The organism is Vibrio sp. 704 (assembly GCF_033339295.1).
The window spans coordinates 131,982-150,193 of sequence record NZ_JAWOUH010000004.1 but is presented as its reverse complement, the minus strand read 5'-3'; the positions used below and the strand labels follow the sequence as shown (position 1 = coordinate 150,193).

Here is an 18,212-nt window from a genome sequence, read left to right as displayed (position 1 = left end):
TTTTTTTTACAAGCGACCTAAAATGCTTGGATAGTTAAATCGGTAAGTTTGTTCAACTATTTGCGATGAACTGCGCTCGTAGTTTTTCAATCTCGTCACGCTTTTGTGCCGCTAACTCAAATTCTAAATCTTGCGCATGCTGATACATCGCTGCCTCCAGTCGACTGATTTCTTTTTCTAGCTGCTGAGGGGACAGTGCCTCGTAAGTTTGCGAAGGCTCCGCCACTTTCGATAATGGTACCTGTTTAGTGTTACGCTGGCGTTTAGACTTAGTGATATCGCCAAGTTCCATGATGTCTTTGATATTTCGTTTGAGCGCTTGTGGCGAAATACCCATTTCTTCGTTGTACGCTTCCTGCTTCTCGCGACGACGGTTAGTTTCATCCATCGCCTTTTTCATTGAGTTGGTGATTCGGTCAGCGTATAAAATCGCCTTACCTTCGATGTTTCGTGCAGCACGACCAATGGTCTGAATGAGTGAGCGTTCAGACCGCAAGAAGCCCTCTTTATCCGCATCCAAAATTGCAACTAACGAGACCTCTGGCATATCCAGGCCCTCTCTCAATAAGTTTATTCCCACCAGCACGTCAAATTCCCCAAGACGAAGGTCACGGATAATTTCCACACGCTCAACAGTATCAATGTCTGAGTGTAAATAACGTACCTTAACATCATGTTCGTGAAGGTATTCGGTGAGATCTTCAGCCATTCGTTTGGTCAGTGTTGTAACCAGAACTCGTTCATCTTTAGCAGCGCGAATACGGATCTCAGACAATAGGTCGTCGACTTGGGTCGCTACTGGGCGAACTTCCAACTCAGGGTCAAGTAAGCCTGTAGGACGAACGACTTGATCCGCTACATCACCCGCCGATTTTTCTAGTTCGTAATTTCCAGGAGTAGCAGAGACGAAAATCGTTTGTGGCGCTAGTGCTTCAAACTCCTCAAACTTCAGTGGACGATTATCCAAAGCTGAAGGTAACCGGAAACCAAACTCCACCAGCGTTTCTTTACGCGAACGGTCGCCTTTATACATGGCACCTATCTGCGGTACTGTCACGTGAGATTCATCGATGATCAACAAGCCATCATGAGGTAAGTAGTCAAACAGGGTTGGTGGCGGCTCACCTTCCGAGCGTCCACTGAGATAACGAGAATAGTTTTCGATACCGGAGCAAAAGCCCAACTCATTCATCATTTCGATATCGAATTGAGTGCGCTGGCTAATTCGCTGCTCTTCCAGTAGCTTGTTGTTATCTAGAAGCTGCTTTTTGCGCACTTCTAGTTCGACTTTAATATTTTCAATCGCTTCAAGAATGCGATCTCTTGGCGTCACATAGTGCGTCTTGGGATAGATGGTATAGCGCGGCAAGTCTCGTTGTTTGACCACGCCTGTCAATGGATCGAACACACTGATGCAATCCACCTCATCGTCAAACATCTCAACGCGCACAGCGTCTTGGTCTGATTCAGCAGGGAATATATCAATCACCTCGCCACGGACACGGAACTGCCCTCGCTCAAAAGCAACATCATTGCGTGAGTATTGGAGCTCCGCTAGGCGACGAAGCATATCACGCTGATCAATCACATCTCCACGTCGCAAATGAAGCATCATTTGTAAGTAGGATTCCGGATCACCCAAACCATAGATAGCTGAAACCGAAGCAACGATAATAGCGTCTTTCCGTTCCAATAAAGCTTTAGTGGCAGACAGTCGCATTTGCTCAATGTGGGCGTTAACCGAAGCGTCCTTTTCAATGAAAGTATCTGTTGTGGGAACATATGCTTCAGGTTGGTAGTAATCATAGTAAGAAACAAAATACTCAACCGCATTATTAGGAAAGAATGACTTCATCTCACCATATAACTGAGCAGCAAGCGTTTTGTTTGGCGCAAGTAATATTGCAGGTCGTTGGGCTTGAGCAATCACATTCGCTAGTGTGAAGGTTTTACCTGAGCCTGTGACCCCCAACAATGTTTGATGTGCTAGCCCAGCATCGAGCCCCTCAAGCAACTGATTGATCGCTCCTGGTTGATCGCCCGACGGCTGATAATCGGAGACCAATTCATAGACTTTACTCATACCCTTCCTCAATTTTACTGCGCTTTGGCTGTATATATATACACCTTAGCTAATGAAATCTACGTCTATCGAGAATTTAACCATCATTGTTAATAAATTTTCTTGTTTGTCTAGAATGCTATAGCCATATAAAAGTGACTCTGATATAGTACTTCGCCCTAGTTGAAGAGCTACACACATTCTTCACATTATAGTTTCCACAACTTTTCCCCAAAAATTAGCTTAAAACTTTCTTATCCCCAAAAGATTGATTTTTATCCACTTTGAATACCTTTTGATTAAGATCGATAAATCTCTGTTTTATTTGCTTATTTTACGCATAACTCCGACTAAAAATTCATTAAATAAAAACTTAGTTGCATATCAATTTTCTTTACCCAGATCTCATCAACATACTTATCCACAAATTTAGTGGATAACTAACCTCGAGCCTTTACTCGCAAGCCATACAGAAAAGTAAAGCCCTTAACTCAATATTTTTTGCTAAAAATGTATTTTTTTACTGTTGACAGTAGTTTGAGTGCTCGGTAAGATTCTTCCCGCTTTCAAGCAAAGCAATTCCTCCTTAGCTCAGTTGGTAGAGCGACGGACTGTTAATCCGCAGGTCGCTGGTTCGAGCCCAGCAGGAGGAGCCAGATTATAGAAAAGCCGTGTCGCAAGACACGGCTTTTTTGTATCTTAATCGCCATGAAATCTAAGCCAATCTAGGCGCCATAAAATCACACCGAAATAAGTTCAAATTACAGAACTCATAACATTGTCATAGATAGTGTTCTCACAGCACCACACATTTAATTCTGTCTCTTTTCTAGCAAAACACAATCGTAAATAGTTGAATCTATTATTAATGCAATTTAATCATTAAAAAAATGAAAAGCATTCATTTTACTCATAATAAATAAATCCATACGATTAAAAGGGTTAAGAATGGTTCCGTCCTACTCGTCGCCTCCATTCTAATTATCAATAACTTAGGGATTTACTTATGACTATTCCGACAACTGACATGCTAGATGCATGGGCTGGATTTACTGCTGGTGAATGGCAAAACTCTGTCAACACTCGTGACTTCATCCAAAAAAACTATACACCCTATGAGGGAGACGAGTCTTTCTTAGCCGAGGTTAGCAAATCCACTTCAGCATTATGGAACCAAGTGCTTGAAGGCATAAAACAAGAAAGCCGCACACACGCCCCTATTGATTTTGACACAGACTTGCCCTCAACAATCACTTCCCACGATGCAGGCTACATCAACAAAGATCTGGAAAAGATCGTTGGCTTACAAACTGATCAACCGCTAAAACGTGCAATCATCGCCAATGGCGGGATTCGCATGGTAAAAAACTCGTGCGAAGTTTATGGCCGCGAATTGGATCCAACGGTCGAAAAGATCTTCACTGAATACCGTAAAACTCACAACAAAGCGTGTTTCGATCTTTACACCAAAGAAATTCTAGCGTGTCGTAAATCAGGCATCATCACTGGCCTTCCTGATGCCTATGGCCGCGGTCGTATCATTGGTGACTACCGTCGTATCGCCCTTTACGGTATCGACTTCTTAAAAGCAGACAAAAATTCTTAAAAGCAGACAAAAAAGAGCAATACAATTCGACACAGACTTTCCTAGAGCGCGGTGGCGATCTTGAGAAAACACTTCGTCTACGTGAAGAAATTGCAGACCAAGTTCAAGCACTTGAAGACATTCGTCAAATGGGTTTGAAATACGGCATTGATATGTCGCTACCTGCAAAAACAGCGCAAGAAGCGATTCAATTTACCTACTTTGGTTACTTGGCGGCCGTTAAATCACAAAATGGCGCTGCAATGTCATTAGGTCGTACATCAACTTTCCTAGACGTATACCTAGAGCGTGATATCGCAAATGGCTTGATTGATGAATCACAAGCGCAAGAGATGATCGACCACTTCATCATGAAACTGCGCATGGTTCGCTTCCTTCGTACACCAGAATACGATTCATTGTTCTCTGGCGACCCAATCTGGGCAACAGAAGCGATGGCAGGTATGGGGGTTGATGGCCGTACACTAGTATCTAAAACCACATTCCGATACTTGCATACGCTACATACTATGGGCCCTGCTCCTGAACCAAACATGACGATTCTTTGGTCAGAACAATTGCCAGAAGCGTTCAAGCAATACGCTGCAAAAGTGTCAATTGATACCTCTTCTGTTCAATACGAAAACGACGATCTAATGCGTCCTGATTTTGACAATGATGACTACGCGATTGCATGCTGCGTGAGCCCACAGATTGTTGGTCAACACATGCAGTTTTTTGGTGCACGTGCCAACCTTGCAAAAGCGCTGCTTTACAGCATCAATGGTGGTATCGATGAAAAATCGAAAGCGCAAGTTGGTCCAGTCGTGGACAAAGTTCAAGATGAAATTCTCGACTTTGACGCTTTGATGCCACGCTTCGACAACATGTTGGAATGGCTAGCAACACAATACGTCACAGCGTTGAACATCATCCACTACTCACATGACCGTTACAGCTACGAAGCATCACTAATGGCATTGATGGATCGCGACGTGCACCGCACTATGGCGTGTGGTATTGCAGGTCTGTCCGTTGTCGCTGACTCTTTGGCGGCAATTAAATACGCGACCGTGAAGCCTGTTCGTGGTGAAGATGGCATCGCCGTTGATTTTGAAATCGAAGGTGATTATCCAAAATTTGGTAACAACGATGCCCGTGTTGATGACATCGCTTGTGATCTAGTTGAGCGCTTCATGAAGAAAATTCAGAAGATGCACACCTACCGCGAAGCAGTGCCAACTCAATCGATCCTAACGATCACATCTAACGTGGTTTACGGCAAAAAAACGGGTAATACACCAGATGGCCGTCGCGCAGGTATGCCTTTTGGCCCGGGTGCAAACCCAATGCACGGTCGTGATGAAAAAGGGGCGGTTGCGTCTTTGGCATCGGTTTCTAAATTACCGTTTGCTTACGCGAAAGATGGTATTTCTTACACCTTCTCAATTGTGCCTAACGCACTGGGTAAAGATGAATTAAGTCAGAAGAAGAACCTAGCTGCGCTAATGGATGGTTACTTCCATCACGAAGCAAGCAACGAGGGCATTGCGATTGAAGGTGGTCAACACCTTAACGTCAACGTTCTAGACCGAGAGATGTTATTGGATGCGGTTGAACATCCAGAGAAATACCCTCAGTTGACGATTCGAGTGTCTGGTTATGCGGTACGTTTTAACTCTCTAACGACAGAGCAACAGCAAGACGTCATCACTCGTACTTTCACAAGTAAGATATAAACATAGTCCATCAAGCACTCAGAAGATTTAAATAATTAGCTTGTAAATATGCATTGCCCGCTTCTCTTTTCTACCTGGGAGAGGCGGGCTTTTTTTAAAATCACACATTAGATGAAAATTAATAGGTAGTATCCTCTCGCTAACAATACATTCAGCAAACGATTCAATTTCTTATTGATTCATCAAAATAGATCAAATAGACGACTATTTTTCCATCGTGTATGTAAAACCACATCGTTCACTGGTTGTTATTGGTGTCACAAAACACGATAATATCAAGATCGGATTTTAAGAACGTAATAACTATGACCGAATATGTTTTGTTGTTGGTCGGCACTGTGCTGGTGAACAACTTTGTACTGGTGAAGTTTTTGGGCCTATGTCCTTTCATGGGTGTGTCCAAAAAACTGGAAACAGCAATAGGTATGGGCTTAGCGACAACTTTTGTGCTAACGCTCGCGTCAGTGTGTGCGTATTTAGTGGAAAGCTACATCCTTCGTCCACTAGGTATTGAGTACCTTCGAACCATGAGTTTTATTTTGGTGATAGCCGTTGTGGTGCAGTTCACCGAAATGGTTGTGCACAAAACCAGCCCGACGCTTTATCGCTTGCTTGGCATTTTCTTACCGCTGATCACAACAAACTGCGCAGTATTGGGCGTGGCACTTCTTAACATTAATGAAAACCATAACTTTATTGAATCGATCATCTACGGCTTCGGCGCCGCTGTTGGTTTCTCATTGGTGTTGATACTTTTTGCATCCATGCGAGAGCGCATAGCCGCCGCCGACGTTCCTGTACCTTTTAAAGGTGCATCAATAGCAATGATTACAGCAGGTTTAATGTCACTCGCCTTTATGGGCTTTACAGGTTTGGTGAAGTAAGCGATGAGTACGATTTTAATTGCGATTATCGCGTTAGCGGTTCTGGCTGCGATTTTCGGCGCGATACTTGGTTTTGCTTCTATTCGCTTTAAAGTTGAAGCGGACCCTATTGTGGATCAAATCGACGCCATTTTACCGCAAACTCAATGCGGTCAATGTGGCTACCCTGGTTGCCGCCCTTATGCTGAAGCAATTGCAAATGGCGACCACATAAACAAATGTCCCCCTGGTGGTCAGGCAACAATCGAAAAGCTCGCCGACTTAATGGGTGTTGAGCCAGAAGAATCTGCGCACGATCTCGACAGCAAAATTCCAACCGTTGCGTTTATTCATGAAGACATGTGTATTGGCTGCACTAAGTGTATTCAGGCGTGTCCGGTGGATGCAATTGTAGGCGGAACAAAGGCGGTCCATACCGTAATCAAAGATGAATGTACGGGCTGTGACTTGTGTGTTGCCCCATGTCCGACTGATTGTATTGAAATGATTCCTGTGGCAACGACCACAGAAAGCTGGAAGTGGCAACTTCACTCCATTCCGGTACTTAACATTACGGATGCTGCCGACAATGCAGCGAACGTGAAAGATTCAATTAAGTAAGGTTTCACATGTTGTCTTTGATTGAACAAATTCGTACAGGCGCGCTTTGGGATTTCCCAGGTGGTGTGCATCCGGCAGAAAATAAAAAGCAGTCCAACAAAACTGAACTCGCTCATGCGGCTATCCCGTCAGAAATTGTATTGCCGCTAAAACAGCACATTGGTAAAGCGGGTAACCTACTGGTTGCCGAAGGTGACTACTTATTAAAAGGTCAGCCATTAACGCAATCGGAGACCGGCTTTACGGTTCCAGTGCATGCTCCAACATCAGGTACGCTCACCGCGATTGAGCCACGAACTGTCGCGCACCCTTCTGGGTTAAGTGAGTTGTGCGCAGTCATCACGCCTGATGGGAAAGATGCATGGTGTGAAAGAAACCCCGTCGCAGATTACCAACAAGAAACCCCTGACGCACTGATTGATATTATTCGTCTCGCTGGTATTTCTGGTATGGGTGGCGCAGGCTTCCCTACTGCAAAAAAAATCCAATCAGGTTTTGCTCGTACCGAGATTCTTATCGTTAATGCAGCAGAGTGCGAGCCATACATCACGTCTGATGACAAGCTCATGCAAGAACATGCCGAAGAGCTTATTCAAGGTATCGAAATTGTCGAACATATCCTGACACCAAAGCTCACGATTATTGGCATTGAAGACAACAAACCAGAAGCAATCAAAGCGCTAGAAGCTGCGGCTATAAACAAAGACATCGTTATTCGCGTTATCCCAACTAAATACCCTTCTGGCGGTGAAAAACAGCTGATCAAAATTTTAACCAATAAAGAAGTGCCAAGTGGCGCGATTCCAGCAGATATTGGTATTTTGGTCCAGAATGTTGGTTCTCTTTACGCTATAAAACGCGCAGTCATCGACGGTGAGCCGATGATAAAACGCATCGTGACTCTCACTGGTAAAACCTTCAAACAACCACGCAACGTTTGGGCATTATTAGGGACACCAGTACAAGCACTGTTGGATGAGTTTGGCTATAAAGCAGATAAGAAGTTACAGCGTTTAATTATGGGTGGGCCAATGATGGGCTTTACCCTTCCTCACTCCCAAGTGCCGATTACCAAGACAGCAAACTGTATCCTTGCTCCGACTCGTCGTGAGATCTCTCCGCACCAGTATGAGATGGAATGTATTCGCTGTAGCCAATGTGCAGAAGCGTGCCCTGCTTCGCTGCTGCCTCAACAACTGCAATGGCATGCAAAAGCTGAAGAGTATGACAAACTCGAAGAATTAAACTTAAAGGATTGTATCGAGTGCGGCGCTTGTGCGTTTGTATGTCCAAGTGAAATTCCGCTCGTACAGTACTACCGCCAAGCAAAAGCAGAAATTAGAACTAGGACACAAGAAGCGGAAGCTGCAGAGCGAGCAAAACTGCGTTTTGAAGAGAAAAAAGCGCGTATGGAACGCGAAAAAGCAGAACGTGAAAATCGCTTCAAGAAAGCTGCCGATCAGCGCCGTAAAGAGATGAAGTCTTCTGGCGGCGATGATGCGATAGCAGCAGCAATCGCACGAGTGAAAGCTCAAAAGACAGAAACCACAGAAAAAGCAGAGCCAGCAGTAAAACCAGCCGTAGCGGCAGCCATTGCCAAAGCGAAGGCGAAACAAGCGGCAGCAGCTAAAGCAGGCTCTAGTGAACCTGATAACTCAGAAATGGCAAAACTGCGCGAAGAACGCAAACGTCTTGCTCGCGAACGGAAAGCGCAAAAAGAACAAGGCGAAACGCCAGACAATAACGCTGATGATAAAAAGTCGGCAGTTGCGGCCGCCATCGCCCGAGCTAAAGTGAAAAAAGCACAACAAGAAGATTCAACTGAATCTGTAGAATCGGAAACGTCTGCACAGCAAGACAGCGATCCGAAGAAAGCCGCGGTTGCTGCTGCCATTGCACGTGCCAAAGCACGTAAAGCGAAGCAAGCAGACTCACCTGAAGCGGAAGAAGCTGACGCACCTGCTGAGCAAACCGACGATCCGAAAAAAGCCGCAGTTGCCGCTGCAATTGCTCGAGCCAAAGCGCGCAAAGCTAAGCAAGCAGACTCAACCGAAGCGGAAGAAGCTGACGCACCTGCCGAGCAAACCGAAGATCCGAAAAAAGCCGCAGTTGCCGCTGCGATTGCACGTGCCAAAGCACGAAAAGCGAAGCAAGCAGACTCAATTGAAGCGGAAGAAGCTGAAGCACCTGCCGAGCAAACCGAAGATCCGAAAAAAGCCGCAGTTGCCGCTGCGATTGCACGTGCCAAAGCGCGCAAAGCGAAGCAAGCAGACTCAACTGAAGCGGAAGAAGCTAAAGCACCTGCTGAGCAAACCGACGATCCGAAAAAAGCCGCCGTGGCAGCTGCCATTGCACGTGCCAAAGCACGTAAAGCGAAGCAAGAAACGCAAACTGAGCCTGTTGAAGACGCAACTTCTGAAGAACCAGAAGTGGATCCGAAAAAAGCCGCGGTTGCCGCAGCAATTGCGCGCGCGAAGGCTCGTAAAGCGAAACAAGCAGACTCAACTGAAGCGGAAGAAGCTGACGCACCTGCCGAGCAAACCGAAGATCCGAAAAAAGCCGCCGTGGCTGCTGCCATTGCACGTGCCAAAGCGCGTAAAGCTAAACAAGAAACGCAAACTGAGCCTGTTGAAGAAGCAACTTCTGAAGAACCAGAAGTGGATCCGAAAAAAGCCGCGGTTGCCGCAGCAATTGCGCGCGCGAAGGCCCGCAAAGCGCAACAAGAAGCTAATAAAAATAATACTGAGGAGAACGAGTAGTGTCGTTTTTTATTGCCAGTTCACCGCATACCCACAGTCGTCGTAGTACGCCAGACTTAATGAAATGGGTGGCACTTTGCGCACTTCCAGGTTTAGTAGCTCAAACCTACTTCTTTGGCTGGGGAACGCTTATTCAGCTGATTTTTGCCATCGCAGTCGCTGTATCACTTGAAGCCTTAGTTATGGTCTTCCGTAAACGTTCGCCGATGCGAGCACTACGTGATAACAGTGCGATCGTTACCGCTTGGTTATTAGCCGTTGCTATTCCACCATGGTCTCCGTGGTGGATTATGGTGATCGGACTTATTTTCGCGATCGTAATTGCTAAACACCTATATGGTGGCCTTGGTCAAAACTTATTCAATCCTGCCATGGTCGCTTATGTGGTCTTGTTAATCTCATTCCCAGTGCAAATGACGAGTTGGAGTGCCCCGACGTCACTCATACCTGATCACGTAAATTTTGCAGATACACTCTCTTTAATTTTTACGGGCTATGATTACGACGGCTTATCGCTTCAGCAAGTTCGAACAGGGGTTGACGGTGTGACAATGGCGACGCCACTTGATGCATTTAAGACCGGCATTCATACAGGTGCAACCCCAAGCGAAGTACTGTCGCAGCCAATATTCGATGGATTAGCTGGCATTGGTTGGCAATGGGTAAATCTTGCCTACTTACTTGGTGGTTTAGTGATGATCAAAAAACGTATCATCCAATGGTATATCCCCGTAGGCTTCCTAGCGAGCCTGACGCTATTTAGCCTCGTGTTCAGCTTGCTGACCCCAGGGGAAACTGCGTCGCCAATCTTCCACTTGTTATCAGGTGCAACCATGCTTGGCGCATTCTTTATTGCAACCGATCCCGTGTCGGCGTCTACCACCGTTAAAGGACGTTTGATCTTTGGCGCGCTTATTGGTGCTTTGGTCTTTATCATTCGCAGTTGGGGCGGCTTCCCTGATGGTGTTGCATTCGCAGTGTTACTTGCAAATATGTGTGTGCCACTGATCGATTACTACACCAAACCTAGAACTTACGGTCACTGAGGTAAACATGTTAACCGCTATTAGAAAAAATGGTCTGACACTTGCGATCTTTGCCTGTGCAACAACCGGATTAGTCGCCTTTACTCAGTACCTAACAAAAGACCAAATCAAGATACAAGAACAACAACAATTGCTTTCTGTTTTGAATCAAGTCATTCCAGAAAACATGCATGACAACGCACTCACGCAAGCCTGCACTATGGTCACGTCACCAGAACTGGGGACATTGCGTGCGATGCCAGCCTACCTCGCCACGAAGAATGGTGAACCGACAGCAATCGCAATAGAATCCATCGCGCCAGATGGCTACAATGGTGAGATAAAAGTGATTACTGGGATTGATAATCAGGGCAATATTTTGGGGACACGCGTCCTAAACCACCAAGAAACCCCTGGTCTGGGCGATAAAATAGATCTTCGTGTCACCGACTGGATCCTGAGCTTTACGGGCAAACAAGTCACGGAAAGTAACTGGAACTCATGGAAAGTTCGTAAAGATGGTGGTGATTTCGATCAATTTACTGGTGCAACGATCACGCCTAGAGCCGTCGTAAAAGTGGTGCGAAATACCGTTAACTACGTAAACCAATCTCGTGAAGACATTCTTAGCCAGCCTTTGGGCTGTGAAGGAGAGCAGTAATGAGTGAAAATAAATTGCTGATGAAAAACGGTATGTGGAGCAATAACCCTGCTCTCGTACAGCTGCTGGGTCTGTGTCCACTACTAGCGGTTTCTTCCACGATAACCAATGCCTTAGGTCTTGGTATTGCAACCTTATTAGTGCTGGTCGGCTCCAACGTCACGGTTTCTCTTATTCGTAATTACGTACCAAAAGAGATCCGCATTCCTGTGTTCGTGATGATCATTGCCTCTCTCGTTACCTGTGTTCAGTTATTGATGAATGCCTATGCGTATGGTTTATACCTATCTCTTGGTATCTTTATTCCTCTGATTGTAACGAACTGCATTATTATTGGCCGAGCAGAAGCTTACGCGTCAAAAAATGATGTTGCACCCGCTGCGCTAGATGGTTTGTGGATGGGGCTTGGTATGACAAGCGTTTTGGTCGTGCTAGGTGCCATGCGTGAGTTAATTGGTAATGGCACACTATTCGACGGGGCAGATCTGCTATTAGGAGACTGGGCATCCGCTCTCCGCATTCAAGTTTTCCAATTTGACAACAGCTTTCTGCTAGCGCTTCTTCCACCCGGTGCATTTATCGGTGTTGGTCTGTTGATAGCGCTTAAAAATGTCATCGATAATTCAGTCCAGGCACGTCAACCTAAAGAAGAAAAACCAACCATAGAACGTGCTCGCGTCACCAACGCATAACAAGATAAGGCTCTGTCATAGGAGCCTTTTTCATAAACCGCAGAGACGGTATTGGAAGTCAGCAATGAACAAAATAAAAAGAATCGAAATTCTTGAGCGATTACGAGAAAACAATCCGAATCCTCAAACTGAGCTTAACTGGAGCTCCCCTTTTGAACTGCTAATCGCGGTATTACTATCAGCGCAAGCAACCGATGTAAGTGTCAATAAAGCCACCGACAAGCTTTTCCCTGTCGCTAATACACCACAAAGTATTCTCGATTTGGGAGTCGATGGCTTAAAAGAATACATAAAGACCATCGGTTTGTTTAACTCAAAGGCAGAAAACACAATCAAGACTTGTAAGATCTTGTTGGAAAAACACAATGGTGAAGTTCCTGAAGATCGTGCCGCGTTAGAAGCGCTACCAGGCGTAGGTCGCAAGACCGCAAACGTCGTGCTCAACACCGCTTTTGGTTGGCCAACTATTGCCGTCGATACGCACATTTATCGCGTGTCGAATCGCACTAAATTTGCGATGGGAAAAACGGTTGATGATGTCGAGCAGAAGCTATTAAAAGTTGTGCCAGAAGAGTTCAAACTCGATGTGCACCACTGGCTCATTCTTCATGGTCGTTATACGTGCGTAGCAAGAAAGCCTCGCTGCGGTAGCTGTATTATCGAAGATTTGTGCGAATATAAAGAGAAAGTATACCCAGATAGCTAATGCTATTTGTAAATCAAAGCTAGGAGCAAAAAATGTCAAACGGTCGAATTCTCCACACTATGCTTCGCGTAGGTGATCTAGACAAATCCATCAAGTTTTACACTGAAGTTATGGGCATGCAGCTGCTTCGTACTAACGAAAATAAAGAGTACGAATACACGCTAGCGTTTCTTGGTTATGGTGACGAATCCCAAGGTGCAGTGATCGAACTGACTTACAACTGGGGTAAAACTGAGTATGACCTAGGTACTGCTTTTGGTCATATCGCCATTGGTGTTGATGATATCTACACAACTTGCGACGCTATCAAAGCGGCGGGCGGTAATGTGACGCGTGAGCCAGGTCCAGTAAAAGGCGGAAGCACGCACATTGCATTCGTAAAAGACCCAGATGGTTATATGATTGAGCTTATTCAAAACAAGCAAGCTTCATCAGGTCTTGAAGGCTAAGCGGCACTTCTAATAATCACTTGTACTGCAAGTTGAACTCCGATTACAGGCAGGTCTGCGATCTGCCTGTCCTTTTATAAACAAAACTCTTTACTTGATAATAGTTATCGTTTAGATTTATCCGCAACTTCGATATGCGGGATTACGATAATGATCAGTGAATGGGAAAAACACACACTTCTAGCCGATACGGCACTTCAACTAGATGACCCTGTTCGCAGCATTCTTCATTACCAGCAAGCCCTAAGCCTGAGTGAAGATATCAGCGAATGTGTGGAAATTGAGGCGGACGAGCGATTATTAATTTCTGTGATTTCTTGTCATAACTTAGCTCAGTTCTGGCGTTGGGCTGGAGATACTGACTATGAACTCAAATACCTTCAACTGGCCTCTGAGAAGGTCTTAACACTTATCCCACAATGCCCAAATAAAGAGTGTGCAAGCTTTATCGACTCGATAGGATGCTGTACTAAGGCGTTGATAGACTTTATGAAGCGTCACCCTAATCCGGCTATTGCCAAACAGGTTGAAAAAATCGATACCGCCACCAATTGCGAAGTCATTGCCAAATTCCGCTTAAACTAACATTCAAATTATACAGCAGGAATCACCGAAACGTGCTTGGCAAAATACCACTAAAATATTATTAACAACGTCAGTAAATCAAAAACGCCGAAGCTTTCAGCTTCGGCGTTTTTATATGCATCACACTTGGGTTCGCCCTAGAGATATCACGACTCGGCGGTTTTTGTCTTTTCCTATTGGCGAACCGTTATCTGCAATAGGACGACGCTTGCCGTACCCTTGCACTTGAATTCGATCTTCCGGTAGCCCTAGAGACTGAAAATAGTCACGAAGTGACTCTGCACGTCGCTCTGATAAACTTTGACTCGCACTTTTACCATCGGTTGAATCTGTGTACGTCGCCACCAGCACGAGATCGATATCTTGATTATGTCGGATATAATCTGCAATTTGTGATAAACGCTTTTTAGAAGCCTTGGTTAACTGATCACCTTGTCTTTCGTAGTGCAAAATCGTAAAAGCAATGTCCTCGAAACTGTATTTCAATAAGTTGGAAATACAGTCGCTAAACGCGTTGTACTTGTTTTGAAACAGTACTGATGACAATGCGACTTCAATTCTCTGATCTCGGCTCTGCCAATCTTGGTAACTAAAAGTCGGATAACGGCCTTTTTCCAGCTCAGACAAAATGCCCCATGCTGTTTGCCCTCCGACATAACCATCAAACTGTTTAAAAAACTTTAGGTTTGTAATTCGATCGGCGTGTTCACCTGGCCGCCAAGGTGGCGGCATAGAAATGAGACTGACGTTACGTGTTTCTCCCATCGGGCGACGCATTTTTAACTCAAAGTCTAAATTGATTTTTTTATTTGCACGAGATGAAAATACCGCATCTCCAAAGCTTGGAATGGGGTGTACAAGCTGACATTCTAATGGTGTATTGACCACCATTTCCCATTGAGATTGCTGTGGAGTTGCAGCATAACGTTTGCCCATCAAAGCGAAGCTGCTTGTGCTAAACAACGAAAATACAACACCACTGGTAATCAGCCATTTCTTCATCTAATACTGTCTCTTAAACGGCAGTCTGTTGCCGTCAATTTGCATCAATAAAACCACTTCAACCGGCATGCAAAAATCTCGCCAATATAGGGTTATCTGTCACACTGCCATTAATGTGAGCCACCGTGTTCCAATCACCTTAACCGCCACTTAGCGTTTTACTTCCTCATGTTTTATCGGTTTACATGATGCAAAGTATGGCGAATAAACGTCTACATAATATGCAATACAAACTTATTGATTGGATGCAAAATAGAATTCCGGTTTTCTCTTAAATTGCGGTTTTTCTCATCGGTATAATCTGCAATAATGCAGCCTTCGTCACACAAAAATAAGCCAACATGACACTAGAAAATGAAGCTCTAACCTTGAAAAAACGCTTTCGTGGTTATTTCCCTGTGGTAGTAGACGTTGAGACCGCTGGTTTCAATGCTCAAACTGATGCACTTTTAGAAATCTGTGCCGTTACGTTGAAAATGGACGAACATGGCGTGTTGCATCCGGCCTCCACCATTCATTTTCATGTGGAGCCATTTGAAGGCGCTAACTTAGAAAAAGAAGCGCTTGAATTCAATGGTATTCGTGACCCTTTCAGCCCTCTTCGTGGTGCTGTTTCTGAGCAAGAGGCGCTAAAGGAAATTTATAAGCTTATTCGCAAAGAACAAAAAGCCGCAGATTGCTCACGTGCAATTATGGTTGCTCATAACGCAGCATTCGACTTGGGTTTTGTAAATGCAGCAAATGAACGCTGTAAACTAAAAAGAGTCCCTTTTCATCCCTTTGCTACTTTTGATACGGCTACATTAAGTGGCCTTGCTTATGGCCAAACAGTTCTCGCTAAAGCATGCAAAACAGCCGGGATGGAATTTGATAACCGTGAAGCACACTCTGCGCTTTACGATACACAAAAAACAGCAGAATTATTCTGCGGTATTGTCAACAAATGGAAGGCCCTCGGCGGTTGGCCGCTTGTCGACGAAGAATAATAAGTAAACACAACATATTAGGAAAAGTATGAATCCTGTCGTTATATCAGTGTGCGTCATGCTCGTGTTAGCATTGATGCGCGTAAACGTGGTGGTTGCCCTCACGTTTAGTGCCATCGTAGGCGGCCTAGTCGCAGGCATGAGCCTTGGGGATACGGTTGCCGCATTTGAAAGTGGTCTAGGTGGCGGTGCAACTATCGCGCTAAGCTACGCCATGTTAGGTACTTTCGCTGTTGCCATCTCGAAATCAGGCATCACGGATCTACTGGCCAAAAGTGTTATCAAGCGCTTAAATGGTAAAGAAAACTCCGCTTCCACTACTGGCTTAAAGTACGCCGTGTTGGTGGCGTTAGTGCTTGTCACGATGTCATCTCAGAACGTAATTCCGGTCCATATCGCCTTTATTCCAATTTTGATTCCACCTCTTTTGGGCGTATTCGCGAAACTTAAGCTCGACCGACGTTTGGTCGCGTGTGTTCTTACCTTCGGTTTGATCACACCTTACATGATCTTACCTGTTGGTTTCGGCGGTATTTTCTTAAACAACATTCTATTAAAGAACCTACATGACAACGGTTTGGAAAACGTGGTTGCAAGCCAAGTCCCAACCGCCATGTTACTGCCAGGTGCAGGCATGCTGTTTGGTCTATTACTGGCTATCTTTGTTAGCTATCGTAAACCGCGTGTCTACAAAGAAACTGAGTTGACTGTCGTTGACGAAACCGATCATGTCATCAATAAAAAGCACATCTTAGTTGCGGCACTTGGTATTGTCGCTGCATTGGGTGTTCAGCTTTACACGGGTTCAATGATTATCGGTGCTCTAGCTGGCTTTATGGTGTTTACTTTCGGCGGCGTTATTGCATGGAAAGAGACGCACGACGTGTTCACTAAAGGTGTACACATGATGGCAATGATTGGCTTCATCATGATTGCAGCGGCAGGTTTTGCAGCAGTAATGAAGCAAACTGGCGGTGTTGAAACACTAGTACAATCGCTATCAACCAGCATCGGTGACAATAAGCCTTTAGCTGCACTACTGATGCTGATCGTTGGTCTGTTGGTAACAATGGGCATTGGTTCATCGTTCTCTACGATTCCAATCCTTGCAACTATCTATGTGCCTCTTGCGCTAGCATTCGGCTTCTCGCCGATGGCAACGATTGCACTGGTAGGTACTGCGGCTGCGTTAGGTGATGCAGGCTCTCCAGCTTCTGACTCTACATTAGGCCCTACATCTGGTCTAAATGCCGACGGTCAACATGAGCACATTTGGGAAACAGTCGTTCCAACCTTTATCCATTACAATATCCCTCTAATCATCTTTGGTTGGATTGCAGCAATGGTGCTTTAATACTATCGTTTGGATGGATATACATTTAGTTACGAAAAAGCCGCTCAATGAGCGGCTTTTTGTTATTCATAACTGTGGTTATTGCGCTGGCATATTGTCAATAATACGCTCACGAATCAGCTTCAAGGTTGGTTCTGTCGACAGGTAATCGATGGCAATCGGAAAATAAGCGTCGTTAATTTTAAGAACCAAGCTAGGGTAAGAGTTCACACCTAGGCTCTTTGCAAGGCTCAATTGATCTTCGAACACACCCTCTAAGAAAGAGCCATCCATGTCATTCTTGAATTGCTGAACATTCAAGCCAATTTCTCTCGCTAGTTGCAAGTGAGTGGCTTCTTCATGAGGAGGCATCGCACGTAAGTAATACGCATGCTGAATCGCTTCTAGCATCTGCTCATAAGAGTCTTGAAAGCCCGCTGCAATAACCGCACGACAAGATTGGTAAGTGCTTCTAACTGGCGTACAAAGCTTCCAGAAATCGTAGTTAAACTTAGTGCCTAACTGGCGCTCAATCTGCTTCCAAATACCTTCGAGTTTTTGTTGCATCTCGGGCGGCATCGGTAAATTAGTATCTGGCGCAAGACCACCAACCACATACTCAAATTGAATCACACCTGGCAGTTGCTGTTTTAGTTTATCCAGCGTTGGTTTGTAACCCCAACACCAACTGCACATTGGGTCATGCACGTAGTAAAGCTTTATGTTCATTCCACTAACCTAAAAAGAAAAAGGAGCCAGTACGGCTCCTTCGTATTCTATCGCTAAATGTGAGTATTTACGAATTACTCAGCTTGATCTTCAGCGCGCGCTGCTGCTTCTTTGATTAGAGGCTGCAGTTCACCTTTTTGGAACATTTCTAGAATAATGTCACAACCGCCGATAAGCTCACCTTCAACCCATAGTTGAGGGAAAGTTGGCCATTGCGCGTACTTTGGTAACTCAGCACGGATATCTGGGTTTTGCAGAATGTCTACGTAAGCGAACTTCTCACCACATGCCATTAGTGCCTGTGACGCTTGAGAAGAGAAACCACAGCTAGGTAGTTTCGGTGATCCTTTCATGTACAGCAGGATTGAGTTTTCAGAGATCTGCTGTTTGATTTTGTCGATAGTTTCCATCGCTT

Annotated in this window: 15 protein-coding genes, 1 tRNA gene and 1 pseudogene; 13 read left to right on the top strand and 4 right to left on the bottom strand. The window is 45.0% G+C overall.

Annotated features, from left to right (window positions below; translation table 11 throughout):
* Positions 1-52: 52 nt before the first annotated feature.
* Positions 53-2,083 carry an excinuclease ABC subunit UvrB gene (uvrB, locus tag R7R24_RS08895; RefSeq protein WP_017636056.1) on the bottom strand — a complete coding sequence of 677 codons (2,031 nt, stop codon included), beginning with the start codon at positions 2,081-2,083 and terminating at the stop codon, positions 53-55.
* A gap of 559 nt (positions 2,084-2,642) precedes the next feature.
* On the opposite strand from uvrB, the gene R7R24_RS08890 reads away from it, so the two are divergent.
* From R7R24_RS08890 to R7R24_RS08840, 11 genes and pseudogenes are all read left to right on the top strand, one after another.
* Positions 2,643-2,718: transfer RNA gene (locus tag R7R24_RS08890), tRNA-Asn, on the top strand.
* 350 nt (positions 2,719-3,068) lie between these two features.
* Positions 3,069-5,386, top strand: a pseudogene (gene pflB, locus R7R24_RS08885) (formate C-acetyltransferase).
* A 305-nt stretch (positions 5,387-5,691) separates the two neighbouring features.
* Complete coding sequence (gene rsxA, locus R7R24_RS08880; protein WP_005380762.1) at positions 5,692-6,270, top strand: electron transport complex subunit RsxA; 579 nt, start codon at positions 5,692-5,694, stop codon at positions 6,268-6,270.
* Positions 6,271-6,273: 3 nt separating this feature from the next.
* Positions 6,274-6,870 carry an electron transport complex subunit RsxB gene (gene rsxB, locus R7R24_RS08875; RefSeq protein WP_005380760.1) on the top strand — a complete coding sequence of 199 codons (597 nt, stop codon included), beginning with the start codon at positions 6,274-6,276 and terminating at the stop codon, positions 6,868-6,870.
* Positions 6,871-6,878: 8 nt separating this feature from the next.
* Positions 6,879-9,629, top strand: a complete 2,751-nt coding sequence (gene rsxC, locus R7R24_RS08870; protein WP_206946729.1) for an electron transport complex subunit RsxC — start codon at positions 6,879-6,881, stop codon at positions 9,627-9,629.
* On the top strand, positions 9,629-10,675 hold the full coding sequence (gene rsxD, locus R7R24_RS08865; protein WP_054577635.1) for an electron transport complex subunit RsxD: 1,047 nt from the start codon (positions 9,629-9,631) through the stop codon (positions 10,673-10,675). The genes rsxC and rsxD overlap by 1 nt, the downstream gene beginning before the upstream one ends.
* Positions 10,676-10,682: 7 nt before the next feature.
* Positions 10,683-11,315, top strand: coding sequence for an electron transport complex subunit RsxG (rsxG, locus tag R7R24_RS08860; RefSeq protein ID WP_054577634.1), 633 nt, complete (start codon positions 10,683-10,685; stop codon positions 11,313-11,315).
* Positions 11,315-12,007, top strand: a complete 693-nt coding sequence (locus R7R24_RS08855; RefSeq protein ID WP_005396543.1) for an electron transport complex subunit E — start codon at positions 11,315-11,317, stop codon at positions 12,005-12,007. The genes rsxG and R7R24_RS08855 overlap by 1 nt, the downstream gene beginning before the upstream one ends.
* A 64-nt stretch (positions 12,008-12,071) precedes the next feature.
* Entirely contained in the window at positions 12,072-12,713 is a 642-nt protein-coding gene (gene nth / locus R7R24_RS08850; RefSeq protein WP_054577633.1) for an endonuclease III, read from the top strand.
* A gap of 32 nt (positions 12,714-12,745) precedes the next feature.
* A complete protein-coding gene (gene gloA, locus R7R24_RS08845; RefSeq protein WP_017635317.1) occupies positions 12,746-13,162 on the top strand; it encodes a lactoylglutathione lyase in 417 nt (138 codons plus the stop codon).
* A 150-nt stretch (positions 13,163-13,312) separates the two neighbouring features.
* Positions 13,313-13,747, top strand: coding sequence for a DUF2753 domain-containing protein (locus R7R24_RS08840; RefSeq protein ID WP_005384886.1), 435 nt, complete (start codon positions 13,313-13,315; stop codon positions 13,745-13,747).
* A gap of 120 nt (positions 13,748-13,867) precedes the next feature.
* On the opposite strand, the gene motY is transcribed toward R7R24_RS08840, so the two are convergent.
* Positions 13,868-14,749, bottom strand: coding sequence for a flagellar protein MotY (gene motY, locus R7R24_RS08835; protein ID WP_005384887.1), 882 nt, complete (start codon positions 14,747-14,749; stop codon positions 13,868-13,870).
* Between the two features lie 341 nt (positions 14,750-15,090).
* Between motY and rnt the strand changes: the two genes are divergently transcribed.
* Positions 15,091-15,735, top strand: a complete 645-nt coding sequence (gene rnt, locus R7R24_RS08830; protein WP_005384888.1) for a ribonuclease T — start codon at positions 15,091-15,093, stop codon at positions 15,733-15,735.
* Positions 15,736-15,763: 28 nt separating this feature from the next.
* Complete coding sequence (locus R7R24_RS08825) at positions 15,764-17,089, top strand: Na+/H+ antiporter family protein (protein ID WP_017821192.1); 1,326 nt, start codon at positions 15,764-15,766, stop codon at positions 17,087-17,089.
* A gap of 78 nt (positions 17,090-17,167) precedes the next feature.
* Here R7R24_RS08825 and R7R24_RS08820 read toward each other — a convergent pair whose 3' ends face one another.
* Positions 17,168-17,797, bottom strand: coding sequence for a DsbA family protein (locus R7R24_RS08820; protein ID WP_005384890.1), 630 nt, complete (start codon positions 17,795-17,797; stop codon positions 17,168-17,170).
* 74 nt (positions 17,798-17,871) lie between these two features.
* On the bottom strand, positions 17,872-18,207 hold the full coding sequence (locus tag R7R24_RS08815) for a Grx4 family monothiol glutaredoxin (RefSeq protein ID WP_017635833.1): 336 nt from the start codon (positions 18,205-18,207) through the stop codon (positions 17,872-17,874).
* Between the last annotated feature and the right edge of the window lie 5 nt (positions 18,208-18,212).

Coding starts and splice junctions, on each gene's coding strand:
- uvrB (WP_017636056.1), bottom strand. CDS start 2,083: ATGAGTAAAGTCTATGAATTGGTCTCCGATTATCAGCCGTCGGGCGAT.
- rsxA (WP_005380762.1), top strand. CDS start 5,692: ATGACCGAATATGTTTTGTTGTTGGTCGGCACTGTGCTGGTGAACAAC.
- rsxB (WP_005380760.1), top strand. CDS start 6,274: ATGAGTACGATTTTAATTGCGATTATCGCGTTAGCGGTTCTGGCTGCG.
- rsxC (WP_206946729.1), top strand. CDS start 6,879: ATGTTGTCTTTGATTGAACAAATTCGTACAGGCGCGCTTTGGGATTTC.
- rsxG (WP_054577634.1), top strand. CDS start 10,683: ATGTTAACCGCTATTAGAAAAAATGGTCTGACACTTGCGATCTTTGCC.
- R7R24_RS08855 (WP_005396543.1), top strand. CDS start 11,315: ATGAGTGAAAATAAATTGCTGATGAAAAACGGTATGTGGAGCAATAAC.
- nth (WP_054577633.1), top strand. CDS start 12,072: ATGAACAAAATAAAAAGAATCGAAATTCTTGAGCGATTACGAGAAAAC.
- gloA (WP_017635317.1), top strand. CDS start 12,746: ATGTCAAACGGTCGAATTCTCCACACTATGCTTCGCGTAGGTGATCTA.
- R7R24_RS08840 (WP_005384886.1), top strand. CDS start 13,313: ATGATCAGTGAATGGGAAAAACACACACTTCTAGCCGATACGGCACTT.
- motY (WP_005384887.1), bottom strand. CDS start 14,749: ATGAAGAAATGGCTGATTACCAGTGGTGTTGTATTTTCGTTGTTTAGC.
- rnt (WP_005384888.1), top strand. CDS start 15,091: ATGACACTAGAAAATGAAGCTCTAACCTTGAAAAAACGCTTTCGTGGT.
- R7R24_RS08825 (WP_017821192.1), top strand. CDS start 15,764: ATGAATCCTGTCGTTATATCAGTGTGCGTCATGCTCGTGTTAGCATTG.
- R7R24_RS08820 (WP_005384890.1), bottom strand. CDS start 17,797: ATGAACATAAAGCTTTACTACGTGCATGACCCAATGTGCAGTTGGTGT.
- R7R24_RS08815 (WP_017635833.1), bottom strand. CDS start 18,207: ATGGAAACTATCGACAAAATCAAACAGCAGATCTCTGAAAACTCAATC.